This window comes from Acidaminobacter sp. QWL-03 (assembly GCF_058683855.1).
In genome coordinates this window covers 2,651,928-2,675,952 of the sequence record NZ_CM178752.1, presented here as the reverse complement: position 1 = coordinate 2,675,952, position 24,025 = coordinate 2,651,928, and the positions used below count along the sequence as shown (strand labels likewise).

Annotated in this window: 16 protein-coding genes; 14 read left to right on the top strand and 2 right to left on the bottom strand. The window is 45.4% G+C overall.

Annotated elements, in window-relative coordinates:
- Nucleotides 1-166: 166 nt before the first annotated feature.
- The 11 genes from AC4PHM_RS12470 (at nucleotide 167) to AC4PHM_RS12420 (ending at nucleotide 15,625) form a co-directional block, all read left to right on the top strand.
- Nucleotides 167-1,621, top strand: a complete 1,455-nt coding sequence (locus AC4PHM_RS12470) for a peptidoglycan DD-metalloendopeptidase family protein (protein ID WP_492018088.1) — start codon at nucleotides 167-169, stop codon at nucleotides 1,619-1,621.
- Between the two features lie 145 nt (nucleotides 1,622-1,766).
- On the top strand, nucleotides 1,767-2,477 hold the full coding sequence (gene yycF / locus AC4PHM_RS12465; protein ID WP_492018087.1) for a response regulator YycF: 711 nt from the start codon (nucleotides 1,767-1,769) through the stop codon (nucleotides 2,475-2,477).
- Between the two features lie 5 nt (nucleotides 2,478-2,482).
- Nucleotides 2,483-4,270, top strand: coding sequence for a sensor histidine kinase (locus AC4PHM_RS12460; protein ID WP_492018086.1), 1,788 nt, complete (start codon nucleotides 2,483-2,485; stop codon nucleotides 4,268-4,270).
- Between the two features lie 239 nt (nucleotides 4,271-4,509).
- Nucleotides 4,510-5,310, top strand: a complete 801-nt coding sequence (locus tag AC4PHM_RS12455; protein WP_492018085.1) for a hypothetical protein — start codon at nucleotides 4,510-4,512, stop codon at nucleotides 5,308-5,310.
- Nucleotides 5,311-5,407: 97 nt separating this feature from the next.
- On the top strand, nucleotides 5,408-6,937 hold the full coding sequence (locus AC4PHM_RS12450) for a hypothetical protein (protein ID WP_492018084.1): 1,530 nt from the start codon (nucleotides 5,408-5,410) through the stop codon (nucleotides 6,935-6,937).
- A gap of 2 nt (nucleotides 6,938-6,939) precedes the next feature.
- Nucleotides 6,940-7,785: a two-component system regulatory protein YycI gene (locus AC4PHM_RS12445; protein ID WP_492018082.1), complete on the top strand. Its 846-nt coding sequence runs from the start codon at nucleotides 6,940-6,942 to the stop codon at nucleotides 7,783-7,785.
- A gap of 79 nt (nucleotides 7,786-7,864) precedes the next feature.
- The gene (locus AC4PHM_RS12440) at nucleotides 7,865-8,668 is read left to right on the top strand and encodes an MBL fold metallo-hydrolase (RefSeq protein WP_492018081.1); all 804 of its coding nucleotides are present in this window, start codon (nucleotides 7,865-7,867) and stop codon (nucleotides 8,666-8,668) included.
- Between the two features lie 58 nt (nucleotides 8,669-8,726).
- On the top strand, nucleotides 8,727-9,206 hold the full coding sequence (gene rlmH / locus AC4PHM_RS12435) for a 23S rRNA (pseudouridine(1915)-N(3))-methyltransferase RlmH (RefSeq protein ID WP_492018080.1): 480 nt from the start codon (nucleotides 8,727-8,729) through the stop codon (nucleotides 9,204-9,206).
- Between the two features lie 342 nt (nucleotides 9,207-9,548).
- Nucleotides 9,549-11,984, top strand: coding sequence for an AAA family ATPase (locus tag AC4PHM_RS12430; protein ID WP_492018079.1), 2,436 nt, complete (start codon nucleotides 9,549-9,551; stop codon nucleotides 11,982-11,984).
- A 157-nt stretch (nucleotides 11,985-12,141) separates the two neighbouring features.
- Nucleotides 12,142-14,052 (top strand): hypothetical protein, encoded by a 1,911-nt coding sequence (locus tag AC4PHM_RS12425; RefSeq protein ID WP_492018078.1) that lies wholly within the window; start codon nucleotides 12,142-12,144, stop codon nucleotides 14,050-14,052.
- Nucleotides 14,053-14,329: 277 nt separating this feature from the next.
- Nucleotides 14,330-15,625 (top strand): hypothetical protein, encoded by a 1,296-nt coding sequence (locus AC4PHM_RS12420; protein ID WP_492018077.1) that lies wholly within the window; start codon nucleotides 14,330-14,332, stop codon nucleotides 15,623-15,625.
- A 333-nt stretch (nucleotides 15,626-15,958) separates the two neighbouring features.
- On the opposite strand, the gene istB is transcribed toward AC4PHM_RS12420, so the two are convergent.
- Both istB and istA read right to left on the bottom strand, forming a co-directional pair.
- The gene (gene istB / locus AC4PHM_RS12415) at nucleotides 15,959-16,711 is read right to left on the bottom strand and encodes an IS21-like element helper ATPase IstB (RefSeq protein ID WP_492018076.1); all 753 of its coding nucleotides are present in this window, start codon (nucleotides 16,709-16,711) and stop codon (nucleotides 15,959-15,961) included.
- Nucleotides 16,712-16,713: 2 nt separating this feature from the next.
- Nucleotides 16,714-18,249, bottom strand: coding sequence for an IS21 family transposase (istA, locus tag AC4PHM_RS12410; RefSeq protein WP_492018075.1), 1,536 nt, complete (start codon nucleotides 18,247-18,249; stop codon nucleotides 16,714-16,716).
- 517 nt (nucleotides 18,250-18,766) lie between these two features.
- On the opposite strand from istA, the gene pckA reads away from it, so the two are divergent.
- The 3 genes from pckA to trpD all read left to right on the top strand — a co-directional run bounded on the left by pckA (nucleotide 18,767) and on the right by trpD (nucleotide 24,015).
- The gene (gene pckA / locus AC4PHM_RS12405; protein ID WP_492018074.1) at nucleotides 18,767-20,350 is read left to right on the top strand and encodes a phosphoenolpyruvate carboxykinase (ATP); all 1,584 of its coding nucleotides are present in this window, start codon (nucleotides 18,767-18,769) and stop codon (nucleotides 20,348-20,350) included.
- A gap of 528 nt (nucleotides 20,351-20,878) precedes the next feature.
- Entirely contained in the window at nucleotides 20,879-22,375 is a 1,497-nt protein-coding gene (gene trpE, locus AC4PHM_RS12400; protein WP_492018073.1) for an anthranilate synthase component I, read from the top strand.
- Nucleotides 22,372-24,015, top strand: a complete 1,644-nt coding sequence (trpD, locus tag AC4PHM_RS12395; RefSeq protein WP_492018072.1) for an anthranilate phosphoribosyltransferase — start codon at nucleotides 22,372-22,374, stop codon at nucleotides 24,013-24,015. Before trpE ends, trpD begins: the two co-directional genes overlap by 4 nt.
- The last annotated feature ends 10 nt before the right edge of the window (nucleotides 24,016-24,025 follow it).

Here is a 24,025-nt window from a genome sequence, read left to right as displayed (position 1 = left end):
CAACGTTCTTTTTTAATTTGGAGCATTTTTATTATATCACAAAAGAAATTTGATTTTGTAATTAGTTTGGAAACGATTTTTATGGTATACTGATTGAGGATTTATTAAGAAATCATTAAATTCTGATTTCTGTTGTAACAAAATCTAAAGAACACAGGAGAGAATTATGCAGCTTAAACAGATCCAGAAAAGGATTGCAAAGGGTCTTGAATCAGGCGAAGCTATGCTGCGCCGAGCATCAGGCAAAACCTTGAAAAAACTTGACAGCTCTGTTGTTACCCCTGCAGATTTCGATACTCATAAACATGTCGATTTCTTCAAGCGCAACCGGTATGCCACGTCTGTGGTCGCGGCCATGCTTGCTGTCGCCGTCTCGAGCGTATTTACGCTGGAGGCCGGTTCGTTTTCAACAGCTCAGTCAACAGACCTTCAATCCGTTGAAGTTCAATCACCAAATCAGGTCATGCTTGCAGCGACTTTTTCAGAAGCGGGCGTTGCCAAAAAAATGCCGCTGATTCCGGACGGCGCGAAAAAAGCGACTGCGGATATTTCAGAACTCGTTGAAGAGGCTGCTTCTTTTGACGCACCAGCGCTTGAGGGCTATGCAGTCAAAATTGACGGCGCAGAGTACGGATTTTTTAAGTCAGAAAGCGAAGCACAAAGTGTTATTGATACCTTAATGTCGAACTTTACTGCTGATAAAGACATTGTGGAAGCCTACTTCAAAGAAACTGTCGAAGTTGCGGCCACAAGAAAAGAAGCAGGTTTGTTCAAAGCTTTCAGCGTTCCTGAAAGATCTGTTGAGTACATTATGAAGGGCACTGACCAGGAAAAGATCCATGTCGTCGAATCGGGCGAGAACTTCTGGACAATTTCACAAAAGTATCAGATCTCAGTTGAAGATCTTGAAAAGGCTAATCCGGGTATTACACCTGAGAAACTTCAGATTGGCGCAAAAGTCAGTTTGATGGTACCGGCTTCACTCGTTACGGTTTGTACGGTGGAGAAAGCTGTCTATAAAGAGCAGATTCCTTTTGAGACAGTGGTTAAAGAAGACGCCTCTACATATAAGGGGACCAATAAAGTCACAACTTCCGGTTCAAATGGTGAACGGGAAGTCGTTGCCAATGTCGTCAGAGAAAACGGCATAGAAGTCAACAGAGAAATTCTGAGTGAAAAGGTTGTTGCAGAACCTACAACGAAAGTCGTTGTCAAGGGCACCAAACCCAGACCAGCTACAGTAGGCTCCGGCGTCTTGGCTAAACCTGTATCCAGGGGTACGGTCACTTCACCTTTTGGCACCCGCTGGGGCAGAAGACACAACGGAATTGATATCGGTCTATCTACCGGTACAGCTATTAAGGCCGCGGATGGTGGAACGGTCACCTTTTCCGGTTATGACGGCGGCTACGGCTATACGATTCGCATAAGTCATGGAGACGGCGTTGTCACTGTGTATGCACACAATTCAAAGCTTCAGGTTAAAAAGGGCGACAAGGTCTATAAAGGCCAACAAATCGCGCTGAGCGGCAATTCAGGAAGCAGCACAGGACCTCATCTTCATTTTGAAGTCAGAATAAATGGCGTTCCCAAGAATCCTTTAAATTATATTAGAATGTAAAATTGTACGAAAGCTTCCCGGAGTACGCCTTCAGGAAGCTTTTTTCTTTGGAACGACATGCACCAAGTCCGTTTTTTGACCTTGTGGACAATTGAACATTTGTACGTTAGAATGATATTAATCCTAGAGAAACGGGGTGGCACCAATGAATCCACGCAAAGTGCTAGTTGTAGACGACGAAAAACCGATTTCGGATATCATACGTTTTAACCTGACCAAGGAGGGTTATCAGATTATAACCGCTTTTGACGGTGAAGAAGCGCTGCAGCAAATGAAGGCAGAACAGCCGGATTTAGTGCTGCTGGATGTTATGCTTCCGCGGCTGGACGGTTTTCAGGTCTTGAAGAAAATCAGAGAGGGCAGCCAAGTCCCCGTGATTATGCTGACGGCGAAAGAGGAAGAAGTAGATAAGGTTCTTGGACTTGAGCTCGGAGCGGATGATTACATCACCAAGCCGTTTGGCATGAGAGAGTTGATCGCGCGAGTCAAAGCCAATCTGAGACGAATGGAGCCTGCAGGGGCGGATGTCGCCACAGGGGCATCCGTTCAAAATCAAATGCTTGAAGCCGGTGAGCTGAAAATTGATTTTGAGCGCTATGAAGTTACCAAGAGAGCCGCGATTATTGAACTGACGCTGCGTGAGTTTGAGCTCCTGAAATTTCTGGCAACTCAAGATAATCAGATTTTCACCCGTGAGCAGCTGCTTAAAGATGTTTGGGGATATGAATACTTTGGCGACATCCGTACAGTGGACGTCACTGTGCGCCGTTTGAGAGAAAAGGTTGAAGATGATTCCAGCAATCCAAAATATATTTTGACCAAGCGCGGTGTCGGTTACTATTTTAAAAGGTTTTAAAGCTTATGTTCAAAAGCATACGTTGGAAGTTTACCACCATTTATTTTATGTTGGTTTTTATTGGCATGATCATAGCGGGCGTCATTATTGTGGAGTCCTTTGAGCGCTATCACATGGATGACGTTTCAAGACGCTTGCTGAATCTGACAGAGCTGATCAAGCCTCAAATTGAGCGCTATGTGGATCAGGGTTTTGACAGTGCTGAAATCAGAACGATTATTCAAAATCAGAGTGAATTGGGCTTTAGGGAAGAGATTTTCGTAATAAATGGCTCGGACTATAAAATTGCGGCGACCAGTACGCAGAATGTTGGCAGAAGTGCCGAGGAATTTTTGGATTTTGAGCTGCTGGTTGAAGGGCTTAACGGAAAAACTGCTGAAAAAAGCATCACTATTGAGGATGAAGGTTACCTGATCAGGACCATGGACCGTGTAGAACCTGTTCGTAATGGGGGACAGGCGGTCGCCGGGCTTCTCTATATCAGGTATGATCTTACAGATGTCTACAAGAGCCTTTCGGAATCCAAGGCGACCATTGTCCGCGCGACACTGGCAGCCCTCGGGATCACCATTCTCCTGGGCTTTATGATCGCGCGTACGATTACGGAGCCTATTAACGATGTGACTGAAAAGGCAGCTAAAATGGCCGCAGGTGATTTTGACCAGAAAGTCGATGTTAAATCCAATGACGAAATAGGGAAACTCGCCGAGATGTTCAACGTTTTAACCAGTGAATTAAAAACCAGTATGGATGAAATCTCCCGGGAAAAGAGCAAACTTGAAGCCATTCTACACTATATGGATGATGGTCTGGTTGCGGTGGATCGGGACGGTGATATCATCCATTTAAATCCTAAAGCCCTGGAAATGTTGGAATTACCATATCGTGCGGAACGAATCGATCAGATTTTGAAGGAAATTGATCCAAATCTGACTATGAACCAGATTGTTGAAGACGGAATGCGCTGGTCGGGCAGCAGAATCGTAGATTACAAAGGCTCCACCTTAAGGGTAAACTACGCGCCTTTTGAAAATGTCAGGGGCATTAAGTCCGGGTTTGTCTTCGTGCTTCAGGACGTCACGGAGCAGGAGAAGCTCGACCGTATGAGACGGGACTTCGTGGCTAATGTGTCCCACGAGCTGAAGACGCCTCTCACGAGCATTAAATCCTATACCGAAACACTCCTGGACGGCGGTATTGACGACCCTGAAACCGTACAGCAATTTCTCGGAGTCATTGATGGCGAGGCGGACCGCATGGCGCGTCTGGTCAGAGACTTGCTTCAGCTGTCAAATTTTGATGCACGCACAGCCAACCTCCATATGGAAGAGCACGATATGCTGCATTTGATTCGTCAAAGTATCAAAAAGCTCGAAACGGCGTATAAGCCGAAAAGGCAGTGGATCAAAATAAACGCCCAGGAAGAGTCCATGGTTTCAACCTTTGATTATGACCGCATGGAGCAGGTGCTGATCAATGTTATTGGCAATGCGGTCAAGTATACACCAGAGGAGGGCAAGATCACGATTTTTGCTTCCAAGCTGCCTAAAGAACTTGTTTTGCGAGTTTGCGACAACGGTATGGGCATTCCTGAGAAAGACTTGTCCAGAATCTTTGAGAGATTTTACAGAGTGGATAAAGCCAGATCAAGAGCGCTTGGCGGCACCGGACTCGGCCTTTCAATCGCGCAGCAGTTTGTGGAAGCCCATGGGGGAAGTATTGCCATTGAATCGACAGTTGATATTGGGACGACTGTGACGATTCGGTTGCCGGTTGCGGCACCATCGGCATAAACTGTTTTATTTAATAAGCTGATTAGCGCTAAACATGGTGAAAAAGAGGACAGTTTGCTGTTAACGTCATAATTGTGTAAAGAGTTCTTAAAACTGATGTAATGGAACTGTAACATGCATGCGTTATAATGAATTTATCCAAGTTGAAAGTGTCGAAGTGCGCCGGTGATTTTGAAGTGCATGGAAATCTAAAGGTGGACTTCTTTCTGGATAAATGCTTAGCACTTGAGGTGAAAAATATGAGCATGCGTGTTCTTCCGCTGATCCTGCCAGCGATCAGATCACAGGGCATGGCAATAGTCAGGGCGGCAGCGGTATTTGTGCTGCTGGCGGCATTTGTCGGTGTCCCAGGATATGCCACAGCTGTAACGGATCGTGAATTGGCGGGATCGATCGAAATTTTGGAACCTAAATATGGCATCAGCAACGAGGTCTTCATTCGGGACAATCTGTTTCTTTCTGTGCGCCTGCTCAAGGACATGGACGTTTCTATGAGTATTGTGCGCTGGGATGGCTATGATATTGTCAGAAATCTTGAAAGATTGAGGCCTGTCAAGTTAGCTGACAGTTTTGCGAGCGAATACAGAACGACAGACTATCGCGGTCAGGTGATTGACGCTTTTGTAAGTGCATACGAAAAGCGAATCCGAGCTGAGTTTGATCTCAACCGAATTCAGGAAGAGATCAAAATGAAGACAGGGTTCATCAGCCAATACGAAATGGACCTCCTTGTGGAACGCCGCAACAAGGCATCCCGTGATTTGAGCGCCATAATGATTGACTATGATGCAGCGGCGTATCAGTTCAGAAGGATTGCGCAAGTGACGGTATACAGCTGGCAGGATATCAAAGTGGGGGCTATTCCAACCTTTAGAGTGACCCTTGAGAAGCCTGCTGTTGGAACTTACCTGATCAACTTCAGGCGCAATGACGTAAACCGGACCATCAAGGTCGAGCGTGTTACTGTTCGCGCTATGGACTCCGCGCAAGATCTTCCTAACAATGCCTATAATGTCATCAAGAGCAGTTTGTCCCAATAAGCCTATGACCCCACGCTCAGAGCAGACGTGGGGTTGTCGATTTTACATGGAAATGTTTAGTGTATCAAGCAAGCTGAGAAACTATGGAGGGTGTCGGATGCTTCTGGAAAAAGCGAAATCCGCAATACTGATGGTGCTGTTCGCCATCTGCGCCTATCTGGCAGGACAATTCCTGCTGGACACCAGTTCCATAAGTGCTCGGGCCGGTTCCGCTGGCGGAAACGTTCAGGTGAGTGTGAATATCGAAGACCTTTTAAACCCCCAAGGCTATCAGGTCAGCTTTGGGGGTGGCTTGTATTCAGGCCACTTCGATTCCGGTCTGAAAAACAGCCTCTGGTCAAGCGCCAAGGGGCTTATTCGCAGTGCCCTTGAAACTTCTGATTACACCGAGGCAGATCAGGTTATCTGGGATGAAGCTGTGACTCAGCGCAGCGTGACAATAAAGCTGCCTTTCGCCATGACAATGGACCAGATTCTTGTCGCCGCTGGCTCTGATGTGTCTCGCGATCTTCTTGGCACAGCAGCGTTCGATGTGGTTATTATTCCAACCGCTGAGCCGGGCATCGTCTTATTGGGGAATCGATCAGAGGCGAGATTTGTCAGCTTCAGTTATAGCGTAGGCACCACTACTGGTGCCGTTACCGCTCAAATCACACAGAGCGAGGATTTAGCCGCGCTTCTGACAGAAATTGAACAGGACGAAAAGACGGTTGAATATAAACGGATCGAAGACACGTTTTCCCTCAGGACCATTTTGGAGAAGTCCGGTCAAGCGTATAGAGAAAATCATATTATTGAACCCATTGTGGCCATGCCAACCTTTGAAAAGGTACGTGTTCAAAACGAATTCAGCTTGGAAACCCTGAGTGAGGAACAAGAGCGCTATTACGCAGATATTGCCTTTGGAGCTCGATTCGACTTTGTCAAGCGCGTTCGGGAAGTTGACGGATCCGTCGTTTATCTTTACGGCTACGGGGACCGGGCGCTCAGATTTGGCGCTCAAGGGCGTCTGGAATATCAAGAGCGTTTCCGGGGTGGAAGTACCTCAGATGAAATCCTGAGTTTCAAAGACAGCCTGACAAAAGCGGTTTCTGAGCTCAGAAAATACGGCGAATTTCCGGAGGGATTTTATCTCAGATATTTCACTGAAACAGAGGATGCGCCGGGCGTCCGAGTCAAAACCTTTCATTTTAGCCATCGGCACGAGGGGCTAACAGTTGACTTGTCGGATCAGGAGATGCCGTATACGGCGACTGTTGAAATTACAAACGACCAGGTGACTTACCTGATGAAGAACTACAAGGACATTCAACGTCTATTGCCAACAACAGAGTCTTCAAATCAGATTCTCAGTTTGGACAGATTGATCGAAAGTCAATTTGACCTTATTTTGAAAGACTATCTGACGCTGAATCCTGAAGCGGCAGCATCAAAAGATGACTTCGGCTTTGTTTATCAGATTTTGCATGACATTACAGAATACGAGCTGGTTTATTTCCTCTCCCACGACAATAACGTGCTCACGTATTTACCTGCATGGCACCTGGGAATTGGCAGCAACCACTATTATTTTGACCTATACACCGGCGAGCTGCTTCAGCGCGTTCCGACACAGGCGGTGAAGTAATTATGGACTGGAAAAAATCGAAAAACATTCTTATTTTTGCTCTGATCCTGACCAACATTGCTTTATTTGCCATGACTGGCGGGTTGGATAAGCTGATCCAAAGAGATCAGACTCAGGATCCCTTGCTGCCATCAGTTATAGCACTTTTAAATGGTCGCGGTATAGGCATCAACGCGATTATTCCCGCGATTCCGCTGAACATCAGGGCAATTGATCTTGAGTACAATGAAATAGAAGCGGCTCAGCTCGCCGAAGAGCTTCTCACAGAGGGTTATGAGGAGATCAACGGTTTGTTCGTCGGACGCGACGGCGCACTCCTGGTCGTTGCGCTGGAGCGTGAGATCCGTTTTGAGCTTCCCATAGATCAGTGGATAGTCTCTGATCCCCTTGAAGAAGAAGAGGCTTGGCAGGTTGGCGAAGCGTTTCTTGCCGCTCACGGCTTTGACCAGGCTGACCGCCAGCGTTGGGAGCTCAGCGTTGAACCTGATCACGTCATCCTGGAATGGCGCCAGAAGTATGGCAGCTACTTTCTGGAGGAGGCCTTCATGCGCATTCGCTTGACCGGGGACAAAGTGGTGTCCTTTGAGCGCCGATGGTTTAATGAGCCACAACCCCAGGAAAACGTTCACAAAGTCATACAGCCTTCAAAAGCTTTGTTTATAGCCGCAGAGGAAATCGCTGTGACCAGTACGGGGCCGGAGCCGTCTGTAAAAATCGATTCCATCGAATTGGGGTATCAACTGGAGACAGGATCTTTGACCAGCGAGATCACTTCCGGTGAAGCATCGCCTTACTGGCGGATGAGGCTGTCCGATGGCCGCGTCATCTTTGTGGAAGCGGTAGAGTAAGTTGACATAACAACATAATCTTTCACCACGAGGTCATTTTGAGGTATAATGGATATCATGTCATTAAGGGGTTGTCCCAATGAGTTTAAAATTTTGCTCCCTGGCCAGCGGAAGCAGCGGCAACTGTCAGTTCATAGCGGCGAATTCAAGCCGGGTGCTGCTGGACGCTGGTCTCAGCGGTAAATATATAAAAAACGCCATAGACAGCATTTCGGAAGATATTTCGACACTGAGCGGCATTCTCGTCACCCACGAGCACAGTGATCATATACAAGGCGTCGGCGTGCTGATGCGGCGCTATAATCTCGACGTTTACGCCAATCAAAGCACCTGGGATGCCATGATGCCCAAAATAGGCAAAGTGGATCCGGAGCGGGTCAAGATCATCCAGAATGGGGTGCCATTCTCAATTGGCGATCTGGAAGTCAAATCGATAGCAGTTTCCCATGACGCTGCGGATCCTGTTGCCTACCGCTTTTCTGACGGCATTTCCCGACTGGCTGTGGCAACAGATCTCGGTACCGTGACAGAGGAGATCCTCCAGGAGCTGCTTCAGGTCGATTTTTTGATGCTGGAATCCAACCATGACATTGAGATGCTCAAAATGGGCTCCTACCCTTATTATCTGAAGCGCAGAATCCTGTCTGAAATTGGCCACCTCTCCAATGACAACGCCGGTGAGATTGCCACTTTGGCCGTTCAGGGCGGCCGGGTTCAAAATATCCTGCTGGGCCATCTCAGCAAAGAAAACAATTTCCCGGAGCTCGCCTTTGAAACAGTCAGCGGCGTTTTGAGGGAAAACCACATTCATGTGGGAACGGACGTGTGTCTTGATCTGAGCTACAGGGACCGGGTCGGCCGCGTTTACAGCATAGGCCGCTGAGGCAGGCACGCTGACGCGGCATCAGTCAAGCGTCACAGGGACGCCATGGAGGTAGAGTTTGAGAATCACATTGATTGCCGTTGGCAAAATTAAAGAAAAGTTTTATACTGAGGCGCTTTCGGAATATTCGAAGCGCCTTTCGAAATATGTAAAGCTTGAAGTGATTGAGGTAGCCGATGAAAAGACCCCCGACCAAACCTCCGAGCGGGAGAAATCCCAAATCCTCGACAAAGAGGCGCAGCGGATCCTGGCAAAACTTCCAAACGGCGCTTATGTGATCCCCCTTGCCATTGAGGGCAAAATGCTGAGCAGCGAGGGCCTATCGGATAAGCTGGCTGAACTGGGCCTTCAGGGCGACAGCCATGTGGCGTTTATCATAGGCGGCTCTCTGGGGCTTGCGGACAGCATCCTGGAGCGGGCAGACTTCAAGCTGTCCTTTTCGAAGATGACCTTTCCCCATCAGTTGATGCGTGTGATCCTGCTGGAGCAGGTGTATAGGGCGTTCAGGATTATGAGGGGGGAGCCGTACCACAAGTAAGTACAACCGCTTTTTTGAACCCTTGATAACACAAGACTCTGGATGTGTTAAGGCGGTTGTATAGAGAATGATACGGTGGACCGTATCAAGTAACCAACCAAAATATGATACTTAAGACTCACGGTTCATTCTGTGAGTTTTTTTTATACGGAAGTTCAATGTTTTGTTAATAAATAGAATAAAAATTGGAAATAAGATATAATGTTTTTAGCACTCGAAATGTTTGTAATACGTATTTTACTCTTCAGTTAGATGGCAATATAATTGGAAAAATGATTTTAAAATATTCGCTGAGTGATAAAAGTAATCGTAGTTTTTAATAAACATAAAGGGAGAAAAAAGATGATAAAAAGGATTAATAGAATTAAAGATGTCGCATCATATAAGGATTATAAAGGCAATACAATTAATGAGTTTAATCAATTTAATATTATATACGGCGAGAATGGGTCGGGAAAAACAGTTTTATCAAAATTAATTTCTTTGTTTAGTGAAGTGGAAGACCCAACGATTAAAGAAGATATTTATACAAACTTATTTTCTGATAAATCAGTAGTTGAAGTTCTTTTTAACGATAGTCCAGTAAAGTTAAAAAAAGCAAATTTTCCAAAGGAGAAAATATACATATTTAATTCTTTGTTCGTATCTAATTATTTACATGACGGAAATACTTCAAATGCAAAACGTTTTAAAACAAGTGAAAGTGTAGTTGCAAGGATTGAATCGCCTGAGATAAAAAGATTAAAGGATAGAAATATCGAATTGATTAATGAAATTGGCGAAACAGAAAAAAGTGGAATTAAAAAAAGTATAACTGAATTATCAAAAAAAATTGAAACTTCATCGCAGTTGATACGTGATGAATGGAATTCAAAAGATGTATTGAAAGGGAAAAATATTGTTAAACCAGAAAACAACTTTGTTGAAAAACCGAGAACAATTTCTCAAATTCAAAAAGATATTGAAAAGTATTTAAAAGAAATTGAATTGATGCGAAAAGATGATTACTCAGTAGATATGGATGCACTTCGAGTTATTAATAAAGGCATAATTACTCTCAACTTTGCTGATGTTTTAGGTGATATTAATTTAGTAATAAGTACAGTAGCAAAAGAAAATGTTATTGATAAAATACAGAATTATATTACTCAAAAGGCTATAGAGAACCCCCAAACATGGTTTGATAATGGTCTTAAATTACTGATTTTGCAAAAAGACAATGCTAATTATACCTGCCCACTATGTAATTCTCCAATAGATTACGTCTTAGATGATTTGATAGTCGATTATCAAGGATACTTTGATGAGACACTTAAGATTTTAAATACGAAACTCGATGTACACTTAAATGCTGTAAATAAAACGATAGCTGACATTGAAAATAGAGATGAAATTATTTTGAATAAATTTGTTTCTAAGTATAAAGATGTTGTAGAAGAAGAAATTAATGAGATTTCGTTTTCCGTGCTTGATGAATTAAAAAACTATTTGACTACTTTAAAAAGTGAAATTGATAAAAAGAAAAATGATTATAATTACTCCTCATCTGTCATAGTCAGTGATGTCTTAAATTCAATCGATATGTATAACCAGAAAGTCGAAGAATTCAATAAAAATAAAGAGATAATGAACAAGTATTTACTAAACAGGATATCTTCATCTAAACTAGATTCAATTATCAGAAATTTATTTTATGAGAAATTCAGTTCGCTAGTAATAAAAAATACTAAAATTTCTAATCCAATTGCTGAATTGAACAAGCTTAAAGAGAGTCAAACGGTAAAGGAAAAAGAAAAAGAAGAGAATTTACGTAAAATTAATGAAGAAATCATAAAAATGCAAATCGAGTCAGAAAATATCAACATTTATCTTCAAAAATTAAATATCACCAAATTTAAAGTAAGTCTTGAAGATAAGCTTAGTATCGTCTATACAGAAGGAATTACAAAAAATACTTTAAAGCATTCGTTAAGTGAGGGCGAAAAAACAACACTTGCGTTTGCCTATTTCTTAAGTAAAATGGCATATGAAGTGGGTAAAGATAAATATAAAGACTATATTGTTTACTTAGATGACCCAATTTCAAGTATTGATGAGGATAGAATGTTCAATACTGCTAATTTGATTTATGAAGAATTTGAAGAAATTAAACAGTTGTTTATAAGTAGTCACAGTTTTAAATTTCTAAGGATTATGAATAATTTTTTGAAGTTTTATAATAGAAGTCCAAAAACTGCTAATAGAAAATTGAATTCTTATAAAATTAGAGATAATCAAGGGTCTGAAATTTTGAATTTGCCTGATGATATAGCATTTTTTACAACATTATACTATTCTAAACTTCAACTGATTTTAAAATTTATTGCAAATGATGCAATAACTGAAGATGAAAAGAAATCTATACCTAATAGTGTTAGAATTGTCCTTGAAAGTTATTTGAGTTTTAAGTTCGGATACTTGAAAGGGGATAAATACGGTATAACACCAGGTATGAAAGAGTTATTTGAAGCAGTTAAGAAGGAAGATGATTCAGTATTCTCAAATTTAGTTGAAGTTGATGGGATAAATAAGGATAACTGGAAAGATGAACTAGACTACATTTTTATTCATTATACAAACATGTTTTCTCATGGGAATCCTTCTTCTGTTGAGAATGACGAACCAGCAACAACTGATACTGAGTTAATGAAGTTTTGCAAATCTACAGTTTCTATAATTAAGTTTTTGGACGGAATCCACTATAAACTGGCACCTGTAAACTGTTTGAGTGAAATTTAAACGAAAGTTAATTGTATATTTGATATATTAACAATTTGAACGAGTTTGAGTTTGTTAAAGCGGATATTACCTGATTATGAAAGTCTCAATGAGTGGCTTCGGAATAATGGGATTAAGTATGATTTGTAGATGGTGATTAAGAACGGAGGTGAAATACTTGGATAGGGTCAAGTTTTACTCTGAACATGATATGACTTGCGGTATGGAGTTAGGCAAAATTATCGATAGAATTAATGCTAATGCTTTTGATTGCGATTGCAAGATTTCAGATATAATCGAATATCATAATATCCTTAAATACATCAGTATTAAAAGGTTTTCAGACTATGTTGAAGAGTTAATTCATTGTGATATTAAAGTGTTAGAGAAAAAATTACACAAAATGATAGGGCATTTTCTCGGTGTACATGGTTCTATTTATTCAAAGTTGTATGACGAGATTGACTTTATTGAAACTGAAGATTATTTAGAACTAATCGAGACTTATAAATTATACGAAAAAATTGATGAACACGATTTTAAAGAGTTGCTAAATAAAGAATATGTTCATATCTATATGGTTCTACAATTTAAAAGGCTAACAGAGTATTATGATTCTCTCATCAAAGAGAAAATTCTTGAAGACCCTAAAAATGCTGAGACAATTATTTCAAAATACCTTGGTGAGACCTCATTGTTTTTACCTCCTTCTTTGTCAAATGCTGAAATTGTAGAATTAGTAGACAGGTATATTGAGTCTCCAGAGGTAAACATCAATTATCTTAGAAGTATTATTACGTTTCCAACAAATAAAGGGCTAATAATTTCAGATAAAGTGAAGTTACATGCCAAACGACAAGAATCAATCGAAAATGACAAAATTTTCAGTAACGGAACTGGCATGGAATCCAGTGTTTCGATTGCATATCCTGAAGACCTTGATAAGGAAATAATTATAAATAGAACGGGTACTAAAGTAGATATTAAGGTCAATCGTAAATGGATTGAAGAAAATCAAGATTTTCCAACACTTTGGAATAATTTTATATACCTTTTTAATATTGTAGACGATAAATGTAGATTAACATTAGCATCCAAAACAAATGGTATGACTGCGTTAGAGTCAGTTTTTAGACCATCAGGAAGTCATTTATATAAGACATCATTTGGATTTGACTTCATAGAAATGATGGCTAACGCTGAAGTGTATAGTTATATAATGGTGATGAACACATTTAATATCAGAATTGAGAACATGATTGAATGGTTCTTTACGAAGTATTTGAAAGATGAATTTTCAATTATGAATTTCGTAGTTAAGATGCCTTCAGATGTTACCCCTTTCTTTGAAAAATGCAGGTCAATTCTTCCGGAAATTGACAGGATATTTAAACAATACAATGCCTTAGTAGAAGACGGTGAGATTGACCAAGAGTTAATTCAGCTTTCTTCATCTAGTTGTAAAATTAATGAAATCAAGTCATTCAGTTGTAACAAATACGTTTATCCACTAGAAGGTTGGTATAAAACTGCATCATATTTATTATTTTCTGACCAAAGCCGTATATTTTATATACAAGGTAAGGAAGAAAAATATAGGAATTTTGTTGATTTAGTGGTTAATGATTTTGTTAAAAAAAGCGATTTTCATGAATACCAATTGCAACGAATGCAGTGGTTGTTTGATAATGAACTGATTATTGAAAATGATGATGGTTTTATTAAACTTGTTGATATTAATACTGTTTATATTCTGAAAGAATTATACTATGAAGATGTATTAAGTTATTGGCATTATAGTGAAGCGATTAGAAGCTTAATAGATGATTTTGAAAGAAAGAAATACGTTGTATTTGAAAGCACCTTACTATCAAGAAATGAACAAGATTATTTGGATTATTATCTGAATAAATCCAAATTTACAAATGGCTTTGATATAAGAAATAGGTATTTACACGGAACTAATGGAAGCGATGAGAACCAGTATAAAGCAGATTATTATTTGATTCTGAAGCTTTTTATTATTATATGTATCAAGATTAATGATGATTTGTGTATTAAAGAGGATTATCAGGTTAACCCTCTTTAACAATATAGCTTTATAATTCATTAATTTTATAAATGGTTAATCTCTTCAACCGTAAAAGTAATTGTAAAACACAAATCTACATCAAATACATGAGTTGCACGGTATCGCATTAAGTTCTTTATAAGCCTTGTTGCATCCCGTAGACTCAATGCGGTTGTACGGACCTTGGTACGGTGAGCCGTACCACAAGTAAATAACAACGACACCAGGTTAAAGTTACATTTCTTTTCACGACTGTAAACCCGCTGCACAAAAAAACTATAAGGAGTGCTGCCTCATGCCAACATCCCACGAAACAGCTCGAAATCAACTGGATTTAGGAGTGCAGCTAATCTATAAACAACAGTTTGAGCAGGCAGCCCATGTTCTCGTGCAAGCGCTGAATGAACCGGGCGCCTATGAATACTATATTCGCAACAACCTCGCTACAGCGCTTGTGTATCAAGGCAAATTTTCTGAGGCAAAAGCGGCGCTGGAGCCTAATATCGCCGTTAATAAGGCAATGAGTTCATATTTCCTCGGATTGATGTCTCTGCTGCAGAGCGCTTGCGGGGAACGAGCCAAAGGTCAGAGTTTATTCAAACAGGGTGTGCTGCGTTTTGAAGTGGAAACCAATAGGGGGGAATTTGCCGGATCGGAGCCTGAATATGCGTTGATGCTGATGAGAGCCGGCGTGGTGGCGCAGGCCCATAAACAAGTCTGTGAATTTTATAGGTCGCATTTAAAAAAATATGATCTTGGTGAAATTCATCGACTTGCCGGGATCAGCGCCTTTAATTTAAAGCGCTTTCCTCAGGCCGCTGCTTATTGGACACGGATGACACCAGAGGGTGAGGCGACGCATCCCGCGGCGCTTGTCGCGCAGCGGGCAGCGATGGGGGAGATTCCTCACTTTTTGATTACTTACTCTGAACAGGAAGCAGTCCACTTGTCACATCCCATGGATCGGGTACTAGAGTTAAATGACAGGGAGGAACCATTTACCGGGGACGTTATTTTAGCACTGCTCGAACTGCTTTTGATGAAGGGGACGACGGATCACGAACTCAGTCAAATTACCCGAATGCTTATCCTGCAGACAGGGCCATGGGGCTTTGATTTTGGCAAGCGTCTTCTCCAATCAGATATGGTGGGGCTGCCTGTCAAGCATCAAGCCCTCGAAGCGCTCATAGACGGTGGTGTTTACGCGCTGAATGAAAGTGTTAAGATCCTTCAAGATGGTAAACCTATGGAAATCAAGACACAGTATTTGGAATTAGCGCCGGATGATCTGGAATCCATGGCGATTCTTTCGGAGGCGAACGCGCTGCTAAAAGAAAACAAAGCTGAAGAGTCACTTAGATTGATCTTGACGAAGGGCATGCAGAATGGTCGATCCACACCTGAGACTGTTTTAAAGTTGGCTGAGATTCAGCTCAGGCTCAGGAATGAGAAAGAGGCGCTCAGGTATCTCGAGATCTTAAGAGACCAGTGCTTGAACGAACCTGAGCTAGGATTTGATCCTGATTTCTCATTGGAAAACGCGCCGGATATGCTTGAGGCACTGTGGAGAATGGTCGTAAATGCAGAATGACAGGAACGGAATCGGAGATTTGTGTAACGGCGGGGTCAGGGCATCTAATTATTGCCGCAATTTATAAGATGAAAGGAAAGTGGCCATCGGCGATATTTTTGCCGATGGTTTTTAATTTAATATGAAAAATAACAAGTTATAATACCGGAAGAAAACAAATCGTCCGGTATCGCCGGATGAAAAAAGTGTCTTATTATACAGCACACCAGTCGTCGAAAGCCCGTATCGACAGGGTGTTTATTACGACTCGAAAGAGCCACCGTTCCGATGGGTGGTGAGCCACCCATCCGGCGGCCGGGAGCAACCTATCCGATCTCAGAGAGCCAGTTGAGACTAGAGGTTGATCCCATATATTTCGCGCATTGATTTATCGTTATTAGTGCTTTCAATTTTAACCGTGTAAGAATCATGGACAATCCGATCAAGTATTGCATCAGCTAATGGAGCTTCAGGTATCCGTGCATGCCATCCCTCAGGCGTAAATTGAGAACAAAATATGGTGGATACCCTCTTGTGCCTCGCATGGATTATCTCAAGAAGGTCACGTGATTCCATCTCATTTAAGGTATGGAGCATCCAGTCGTCAATGATCAGAAGTTTAAGTTTCCTTAGTTGTTTTAAATACTTCTGGTAAATACCTTCTCCTCGTGCAACGGCTAGCTCCAAAAGCAGCTCTGGCATTCGGATATACCTGACTGTGAAGTGGTGCTTACATGCTTCCATTCCAATTGCACAAGCCAGGTACGACTTCCCAGCCCCTGAGGCACCCATAATAATGACATTGTTATTAGCCACGATAAATTTACAGGTTGCCAACTGCTGTATCATCGATTTGTTCAGATTTCTGCCGTTTGTGTAATTAACATCGGCAATACACGCGTGTGACTGATCAAATGTTGCATTACGAATTAGTCGGTAGACCTTGTTGTTCTTTCTGCTGAGGTATTCGGTGTCAACGAGGAGTGAGAGCCTTTCCTCAAATGTTAGGTTGAGCAATTGAGGATCTGATAATTGCTGTGAAAAGGCGTCTGCCATTGCTGAAAGTCTCATTTCCTTGAGCTTTTGTAGTGTAATTTCATTTGTCATCGCTATTTACCCCCATAGAATCTGGCTCCGCGTGTAAAACTGTGTTCAGGAGCGGATTGTTTAGATTGAACTGGTTGATCATCTACCTTATCTTGTCCAGTGGCCAATATCGTCTTCACTGATTTATAACTCGGTGAAGATGTATAGGTTAGCGCGCGGGTACAAGCAGCTTCCAATCTTGCAATGGTATGCTTTTCAGATAGTTTGATCAATCCCATACAGCTCTTGTAAGCCTGTTGTTCAATCTTATGGGATTCCAAGATGCATTTGATGACAATGGCAGTGTTAGGACCAATAGTAGCAGCCCATTTAATAAATCTATTAGCGTCCCATTTATTGTATTCCTGATGCTTTGCAGGCATGTGTTCTTCAATCGTATGGTATTGTCCAGGACGCCCATACAGCAGTGGATGTGTGGTAAGTCTATGATTCTTGTAAAAGACTTCTATCACACGACTAGTTATTTTAACATCGACTTCATAGCCAATGTACTCACAGGGGACTGAATAGTTCATGCGATTTATGCTAATATGGTAGTTGTACTGAACTTTAGCTTTTTTCCATTCGGCTAGTTCATACGGCGCTTTTGGCAGTGGAATCAGCATGTCCTTTTCCTCGAGGTAATAGCTGAATCTGCTGCCATCTTTCTTTTGAAATGGATTATGGTTGAATTTGCAGAGTTTCTCTTTGATAGCCTGGTTTAACTCTCCAAGAGAAAAGAACTTTTCGTTTCTAAGCGCGGCTAGGATCCATGTTGAGACATTCCCAACGACACCTTCTACGCCAGGCTTATCTTTGGGACGCCTAACCCTGGCTGGTAGTACAGCAGCGTTGTAGTACTCTGCCATCTCTGCATAAGTTTTGTTGATCACCGGATCATAAGTATCAGGCTTAGTAACGCCTGCTTTTAGATTATCCGGTATAAGGATCCGTGTTGATCCGCCATAGAAGTTGTACATATTGATATGAGCGTTTATCCAACTCACTTTTGACTGATCATAGAAGGCTTCTGCGTAAGCATATAGGCTATACGAGAGGACGCCAACAAACAGATAGACATCTATTTCCTCACCAGTCTCGCGATCATAGATGTATGCTGTTTGCCCTGCCCAATCTACTTCAATCGCTTCAGTTGGTTTTCTGGGTATATGCATCGTTGCACGTTTTCGACGTGCATACTTCTGGTAGACATTGCAGAACTGAGAATACATCAACGGTAGTTCCTTAGACTGTTTACAGGTTTCGCAGTACTCGACCCAAAGCAACCTCAAATTAACTGAGGGTTTTTTCATTTCCGAGTGGATGTACTCAACATTAGGAGGACGATGGGTACTTGCCGGAGCACTTTCTTTCGGAAAAAGCAGCTCTTCCAGTTCTCCATTTGTATAATCGACTTCCAGTGGCCACCTGATATTTAATTCATTGGCTCTTAGCAATACTTTGGACACCGTATTCCTTGAGCACTTCAGGCTTGATGCGATGTTTCGTTCGCTGATCCCTTGGCTTTTCAGCCGTAGAATTTCTCTGATGTTCTTCATTAGAACCTCCTTAGAATATTTGGTCACATTTTTGTGCCATGACTATTCTATCGGATGGCTCCGTTGATCGGAATGGTGGCTCTAAAACATCGGACAAGTGGCTCTGGCTCGTCGGAATGGTGGCTCAAACTGGTCCGGATTATTCAAGGGTTTAAGAGAATTCGAATACGCATTTCTTCCAAGTCTTTCGACCGGTCAAAACCGGAAGATTTCGATTCGTCCGGTGGCGTAATGCGGGATGAGAGATTGGGAACCATCGGCAAAGCTTTTCAGAGGCTCTGCCGATGGTTTTTGTTCAATATAGGAAGAGAGCGAGCGTCTGGAGCTGGCGCTTATCAACCCCGCCTTTCAGTCTTTCGGAGCTTTTTATGCCCATTTGCAGGTAATTCCTTTTTTGTTTTAAAATTTTCAGTCAAATGCCTTGTTTCTTGCATTGTCGGAAAGGGAATAATCCTGATATAGTCATGTTGAGAGAACTGGGCCCTTCTGGAAGGGCATCACAAGAAGGAAGGTACATATGGACTATACAGCATATTTAAAGAATTTGGCCATTTACAACGTGGGGGATGTGTTTGACAATCTGCCGGCAGCGAGGCTGGTGGAGCAGGCGCTGATTCACAGAGAGGGCGTCCTCTCGAGCACAGGGGCGCTGGCCATTCGTACGGGAAAATATACGGGGCGCTCGCCGCTGGACCGGTTTATCGTGGATTCACCGGATGTACATGACAAGATTTCCTGGGGAAAAATCAACCAGCCCATGACGGAGGATGTGTACTGGCGGATCTATTACCGCCTGACGGCGTATCTTGAGGACAGGGATCTCTATATTTTCCAAGGCTACTGCGGGACGGATCCGAAGCACCGGATTCCCATTTCGGTCATCAATCAATACGCGTGGCAGAATCTGTTTGCCCGGCAGCTGTTTGTGAGACCATCGGCAGAGGAACTGGAGAGCCATGTGCCGGAGTACACGCTGCTGTGTGTGCCTGGCTTCAACGCGTTCACCAACGTGGACAGGACCCGCTCGGAAGCATTCGTCATTCTGAACCTCAAGGAAAAGACGGTCATCATAGGCGGGACGCGGTACGCGGGGGAAATGAAGAAGGCGGTCTTTACGGTGATGAACTACCTGCTGCCGGAAGCCGGCGTCTTTCCTATGCACTGCTCTGCCAACATCAACGCCGCGGGGGACACCACGCTGTTCTTTGGACTGTCGGGGACGGGCAAGACGACCCTGTCCGCGGATCCGCACTGTCAGCTGATCGGAGATGACGAGCACGGCTGGAGCGACGACGGCGTGTTTAACTTCGAGGGCGGCTGCTATGCCAAGTGTATAGGGCTGACTAGAGACAAGGAGCCGGAGATCTTCGACGCCGTGCGCTTTGGGGCAGTTCTGGAGAACGTCATTATGGATCCGCTGACGCGGATCAGCGACTTTTCAACGGACCAGGTGACGGAGAACACCCGTGCGGCGTATCCGCTGGAGTTCATACCGGGGGCCGTGCCTAGCGGCAGGGGCGGACATCCAAAAACTATTTTGTTTTTGACAGCGGACGCCTTTGGCGTCATGCCGCCAATCTCAAGGCTGACCACGGAACAGGCCCTCTACCACTTCCTCTCGGGCTACACGAGCAAGCTGGCGGGCACAGAACGGGGCATCACGGAGCCGGAAGCGACCTTCTCGACGGGGTTTGGTGAACCGTTTCTGCCAAGGGACCCCATGGTCTATGCGGGTCTGCTTAAAAAGCGCATGGAGACCTATGGCACGAAAGCTTATCTGGTCAACACCGGCTGGGTGGGCGGCGCCTATGGCACCGGGGACCGCATCAAGCTGGCCTATACCAGGGCTATGGTCAACGCGGCCATGAACGGCGAGCTGGACTCGGTGGCGTTTGAGACGGAACCGTTCTTTGGGCTCAGTATTCCCAAGGCTTGTCCGGGGGTGCCATCTGAAATTCTGGATCCACGATCCACTTGGGCGGATCCGGCTGAGTATGATGTGGCGGCACATGCGCTTGCGGAGAGATTTAGAAAAAATTATGAAAAATTTGAAAAGACTAAAAAAGATGGCCTTGACAAAGCGGCGGCCTCAGCAGTATAATTCTAAAAATCGATTATCACTATTTGATTGTTTATATTTGATCCTGAAGCAAAAGTAAGTAGTAGGCATCAGCGAATGTCACAGAGAGCCGGCGGTGGTGGGATGCCGGCACAGACGCCGCGTACGAATGGGTTTGTGAGGAGCATGGTGAACCGTGTTTGTTTTGGTCTGGCTCGTTTGATTGGCCGGTTGAAATGGACAGCTGAAGTATCCATAGCCGCGTGTCTCGCGTTACAGGGACAGGATATCGCACAGGTTGAACATATAGCCGGACGTCGCAGCAAAAGACCCGGGAAGGCCGCGTGCTGTATCTGAAACAAGGAGAGCACTATTTCTTAAAATTGGGTGGCACCACGAGTCTATCGTCCCAAACCGGGAGGATAGGCTCTTTTTTTGTATGAAAATCTGGGTGGAACTTGGTGTCAGACACCGAGTTGCGCCTCTAAAGTGGAAGAAGGTGTCTGACACCATCTTCCAACCTCAGACCCCCGCTTCCACCAAAATGACTTTACTCAAGGAGTGACGACCATGATTTACCCAGAACTTGAAAAGGCCAAGCGCATCTCAGAGGGCTATGACCTTGTACCGGTTGCCGTTGAGCTGATGGCGGACATGATGACCCCCATCCAGCTCTTCAACGCCATCAAGGACGACGCGTCCCACTGCTTCCTGCTGGAAAGTGTTGAGAACGGCGCCCAGTGGGGCCGCTACTCTTTTATAGGCCGCTGTCCGGAGGCTGAGATTTTGCTCAGGGAGGGGATCATGACCATTAACGGACAGAGAGTGGCCGATGGTCGTATCACCGACCCTTTCGCCGTCATAGGCGACTTTCTCTCGACGAGACGCAGCCCCAAGCTCCTCCATCTCCCACCTCTGACGGGAGGTCTGGTGGGCGTCTTCGGGTATGACGCGGCAAGATACGTGGAGACGACACTGGGCCCCGGTCCAGAAGACACGATTGGTCTGCCTGAGATCCACCTGATGTATTTCGAAGAGATCATTGCCTTCGACCACCTGAAGCACAAGGTCATTTTGATGACCCATGTCAGAACGCAGAGCGACGCCGGCTTCGAGGCAGAATACGCGGCGGCGGTTCAGAGGCTGCGGGACTTGTCGGAGGGGCTTTCAGGGGCCATCGGCAGAGCAGGGGGCCAGAGGTTCTTTAATGGCCGAAAGCCACATGAGCGTGAGACTGTGGCCACCAGCGACACAACGCGGGAGGCATTTATGGAGAAGGTGCGGCGAGCCCAGCATCACATTTACGACGGGGACGCGTTCCAGATCGTGCTGTCCCAGCGGTTTGAGGTGGACAACCCGCCGCCGGCCTTCGACGTTTACAGGGTGCTGAGGGTGCAGAACCCGTCGCCTTACATGTATTACTTCAAGTTTCCGTCTTACGAGATTGCCGGGGCGTCCCCCGAGCGGCTGGCCAGCGTGACGGACGAGCGGATCATGACGCGGCCTATCGCCGGCACGATCCGCCGGGGGCTGGACGCGGCGGAGGACCTGCAGCTGGAGGCCCAGCTGCTGAACGATCCCAAGGAGCGGGCGGAGCACATGATGCTGGTGGACCTGGGACGAAACGATGTAGGCAGGGTCGCCGCCTTCGGTTCCGTGGAAGTGACGACGCTGATGAAGGTGGAGCGGTACTCCAAGGTCATGCACCTGGTGAGCGACGTGGAAGGCAATCTGATGCCTGGTCTGGGCGGCCTGGATGTCCTGAAGTCGGTACTGCCGGCGGGGACGCTGTCCGGAGCGCCCAAGGTCAGAGCTATGGAAATTATAGATTCTTTGGAAAGCAGCCGCCGGGGGATTTATGGCGGCACGGCGGGTTACCTGGCGCTGAATGGGGACATGGATACGTGCATTGCCATTCGGACGGCGCTGTTTACAGGCGGGAAGGCCTATGTCCAGGCGGGAGCCGGGATTGTGGCGGACTCTGTGCCTGAGAAGGAATACGAGGAGACGGTCAACAAGGCGAAGGCCGTCGTTCAAGCTATTGTGGAAGCGGGGGATCTCCAATGATCTTGATCATAGACAACTACGATTCGTTTACTTACAACCTGTACCAGGAGATCGGGTCCTTTTATCCGGATTTGAAAGTGGTCCGCAACGACCAGATTACTTTGGCGGAGATTGAAGCTTTAGGGCCTGAGGCGCTGATCCTGTCGCCGGGGCCTGGCTTTCCTGCCAGCGCGGGAATTACCATTGAGGCGATCCGGCACTTCGCGGGCAAGATTCCAATGCTGGGCGTCTGCCTGGGACTGCAGGCCATGGGTGAGGCCTTTGGAGGCCGGGTGGTTCACGCCTCTGAGCAGGTCCACGGAAAGTCCAGTGTGATTGAGGTGGATCCGTCTTCTAAGCTCTTTGAAGGGCTGCCGGTAAAACTTGAAGTGGCACGCTATCACTCGTTGGTGCTGGATCCATTGACCTTGCCCGAGACCCTGAAAGTGACCGCAAAGACCGCTAAGGGTGAAATCATGGCGGCGGAAAATGAAGCACTGCGGGTTTACGGGGTTCAGTTCCATCCGGAGTCCGTGCTGACGCCACATGGCAAGTCCATGCTGTACAAGTTTGTTACAAAGGTGGCGGGGGTGCAGGCTACCAGCCAGGTCCTCCAAATGCCGGTGTCCAGCGAAGAGAAGTCGGCGCTGAAGCGCTATCTTCTGACGGTGGCGGAGGGAGAGTCCCTGAGTGCCTCTGAGGCGGAAAACGCCATGGGCTGCATCATGGACGGCGGCGCGACGGACGCCCAGATCGCGGCGTTCATGACGGCGCTGCGGATGAAGGGCGAATCCGTGGATGAGATTACGGGCTTTGCCAGGGCTATGATCAGCAAGGCGGCCACGGTTAAGACCGAGGTGCCGGCAGTGGATATAGTGGGCACTGGCGGAGACCTCAGCAATACCTTCAACATTTCGACGACCACCGCCTTTGTGGTGGCTGGTGCCGGGCAGCCGGTGGCCAAGCACGGCAACCGCAGCGTTTCCAGCCGCTCCGGCAGTGCGGACGTTCTGGAGCAGCTGGGGGTCCGGCTCAATCTGACGCCGGAGCAGGCCCTGGACTGTCTGGAGAAGACGGATGTGACCTTCATGTTCGCGCCGGCGTTCCACGGCTCCATGCGCCATGCGGCGACGCCGCGGCGGGAACTGGGACTGCGAAGTGTCTTCAATATTCTGGGCCCCCTCTCCAATCCGGCAGGGGCGCCTTATATGCTCCTTGGGGTCTACGATGAAAAGTTGGTTGAGGTTTTGGCGAATGTCCTTGTTCAGCTTGGCGTCCAGGGGGCCCTTGTGGTTCACGGCTCCGACGGACTCGATGAGGTCACTCTGACAGGCGCGACAACGATCTGTGAGATCAGGCGGGGTCAGACCCGCACCTACAAAATTACCCCGGAAGAGGTCGGGCTGACTTCGACAGAGCTCGTGAACCTGGTAGGGGGAACGCCTGAGGAGAATGCCCGGATCACGCTGGACATTTTAAATGGCATGCAGGGTCCGAAGCGGGATGTGGTGCTCATGAATGCGGCAGCAGCCTTGGTAGCCTCCGGTAAGGTGGAAAGCTTTAAGGAAGGTGTAGCAGCAGCCCGAGACTCCATAGACAGCGGGCGTGCTCTGGCGAAGCTGAAGGCGCTGGCGGAGACGACCCAGCAGTATGGGAGATAAGATACACTAG

What these genes read in the sequence shown, in the direction of transcription:
- AC4PHM_RS12460 (WP_492018086.1), top strand. Translation starts at nt 2,483, where the DNA reads ATGTTCAAAAGCATACGTTGGAAGTTTACCACCATTTATTTTATGTTG.
- istB (WP_492018076.1), bottom strand. Translation starts at nt 16,711, where the DNA reads ATGACAAATGAAATTACACTACAAAAGCTCAAGGAAATGAGACTTTCA.
- AC4PHM_RS12450 (WP_492018084.1), top strand. Translation starts at nt 5,408, where the DNA reads ATGCTTCTGGAAAAAGCGAAATCCGCAATACTGATGGTGCTGTTCGCC.
- AC4PHM_RS12440 (WP_492018081.1), top strand. Translation starts at nt 7,865, where the DNA reads ATGAGTTTAAAATTTTGCTCCCTGGCCAGCGGAAGCAGCGGCAACTGT.
- AC4PHM_RS12430 (WP_492018079.1), top strand. Translation starts at nt 9,549, where the DNA reads ATGATAAAAAGGATTAATAGAATTAAAGATGTCGCATCATATAAGGAT.
- istA (WP_492018075.1), bottom strand. Translation starts at nt 18,249, where the DNA reads ATGAAGAACATCAGAGAAATTCTACGGCTGAAAAGCCAAGGGATCAGC.
- yycF (WP_492018087.1), top strand. Translation starts at nt 1,767, where the DNA reads ATGAATCCACGCAAAGTGCTAGTTGTAGACGACGAAAAACCGATTTCG.
- AC4PHM_RS12455 (WP_492018085.1), top strand. Translation starts at nt 4,510, where the DNA reads ATGAGCATGCGTGTTCTTCCGCTGATCCTGCCAGCGATCAGATCACAG.
- AC4PHM_RS12470 (WP_492018088.1), top strand. Translation starts at nt 167, where the DNA reads ATGCAGCTTAAACAGATCCAGAAAAGGATTGCAAAGGGTCTTGAATCA.
- AC4PHM_RS12420 (WP_492018077.1), top strand. Translation starts at nt 14,330, where the DNA reads ATGCCAACATCCCACGAAACAGCTCGAAATCAACTGGATTTAGGAGTG.
- AC4PHM_RS12445 (WP_492018082.1), top strand. Translation starts at nt 6,940, where the DNA reads ATGGACTGGAAAAAATCGAAAAACATTCTTATTTTTGCTCTGATCCTG.
- trpE (WP_492018073.1), top strand. Translation starts at nt 20,879, where the DNA reads ATGATTTACCCAGAACTTGAAAAGGCCAAGCGCATCTCAGAGGGCTAT.
- pckA (WP_492018074.1), top strand. Translation starts at nt 18,767, where the DNA reads ATGGACTATACAGCATATTTAAAGAATTTGGCCATTTACAACGTGGGG.
- trpD (WP_492018072.1), top strand. Translation starts at nt 22,372, where the DNA reads ATGATCTTGATCATAGACAACTACGATTCGTTTACTTACAACCTGTAC.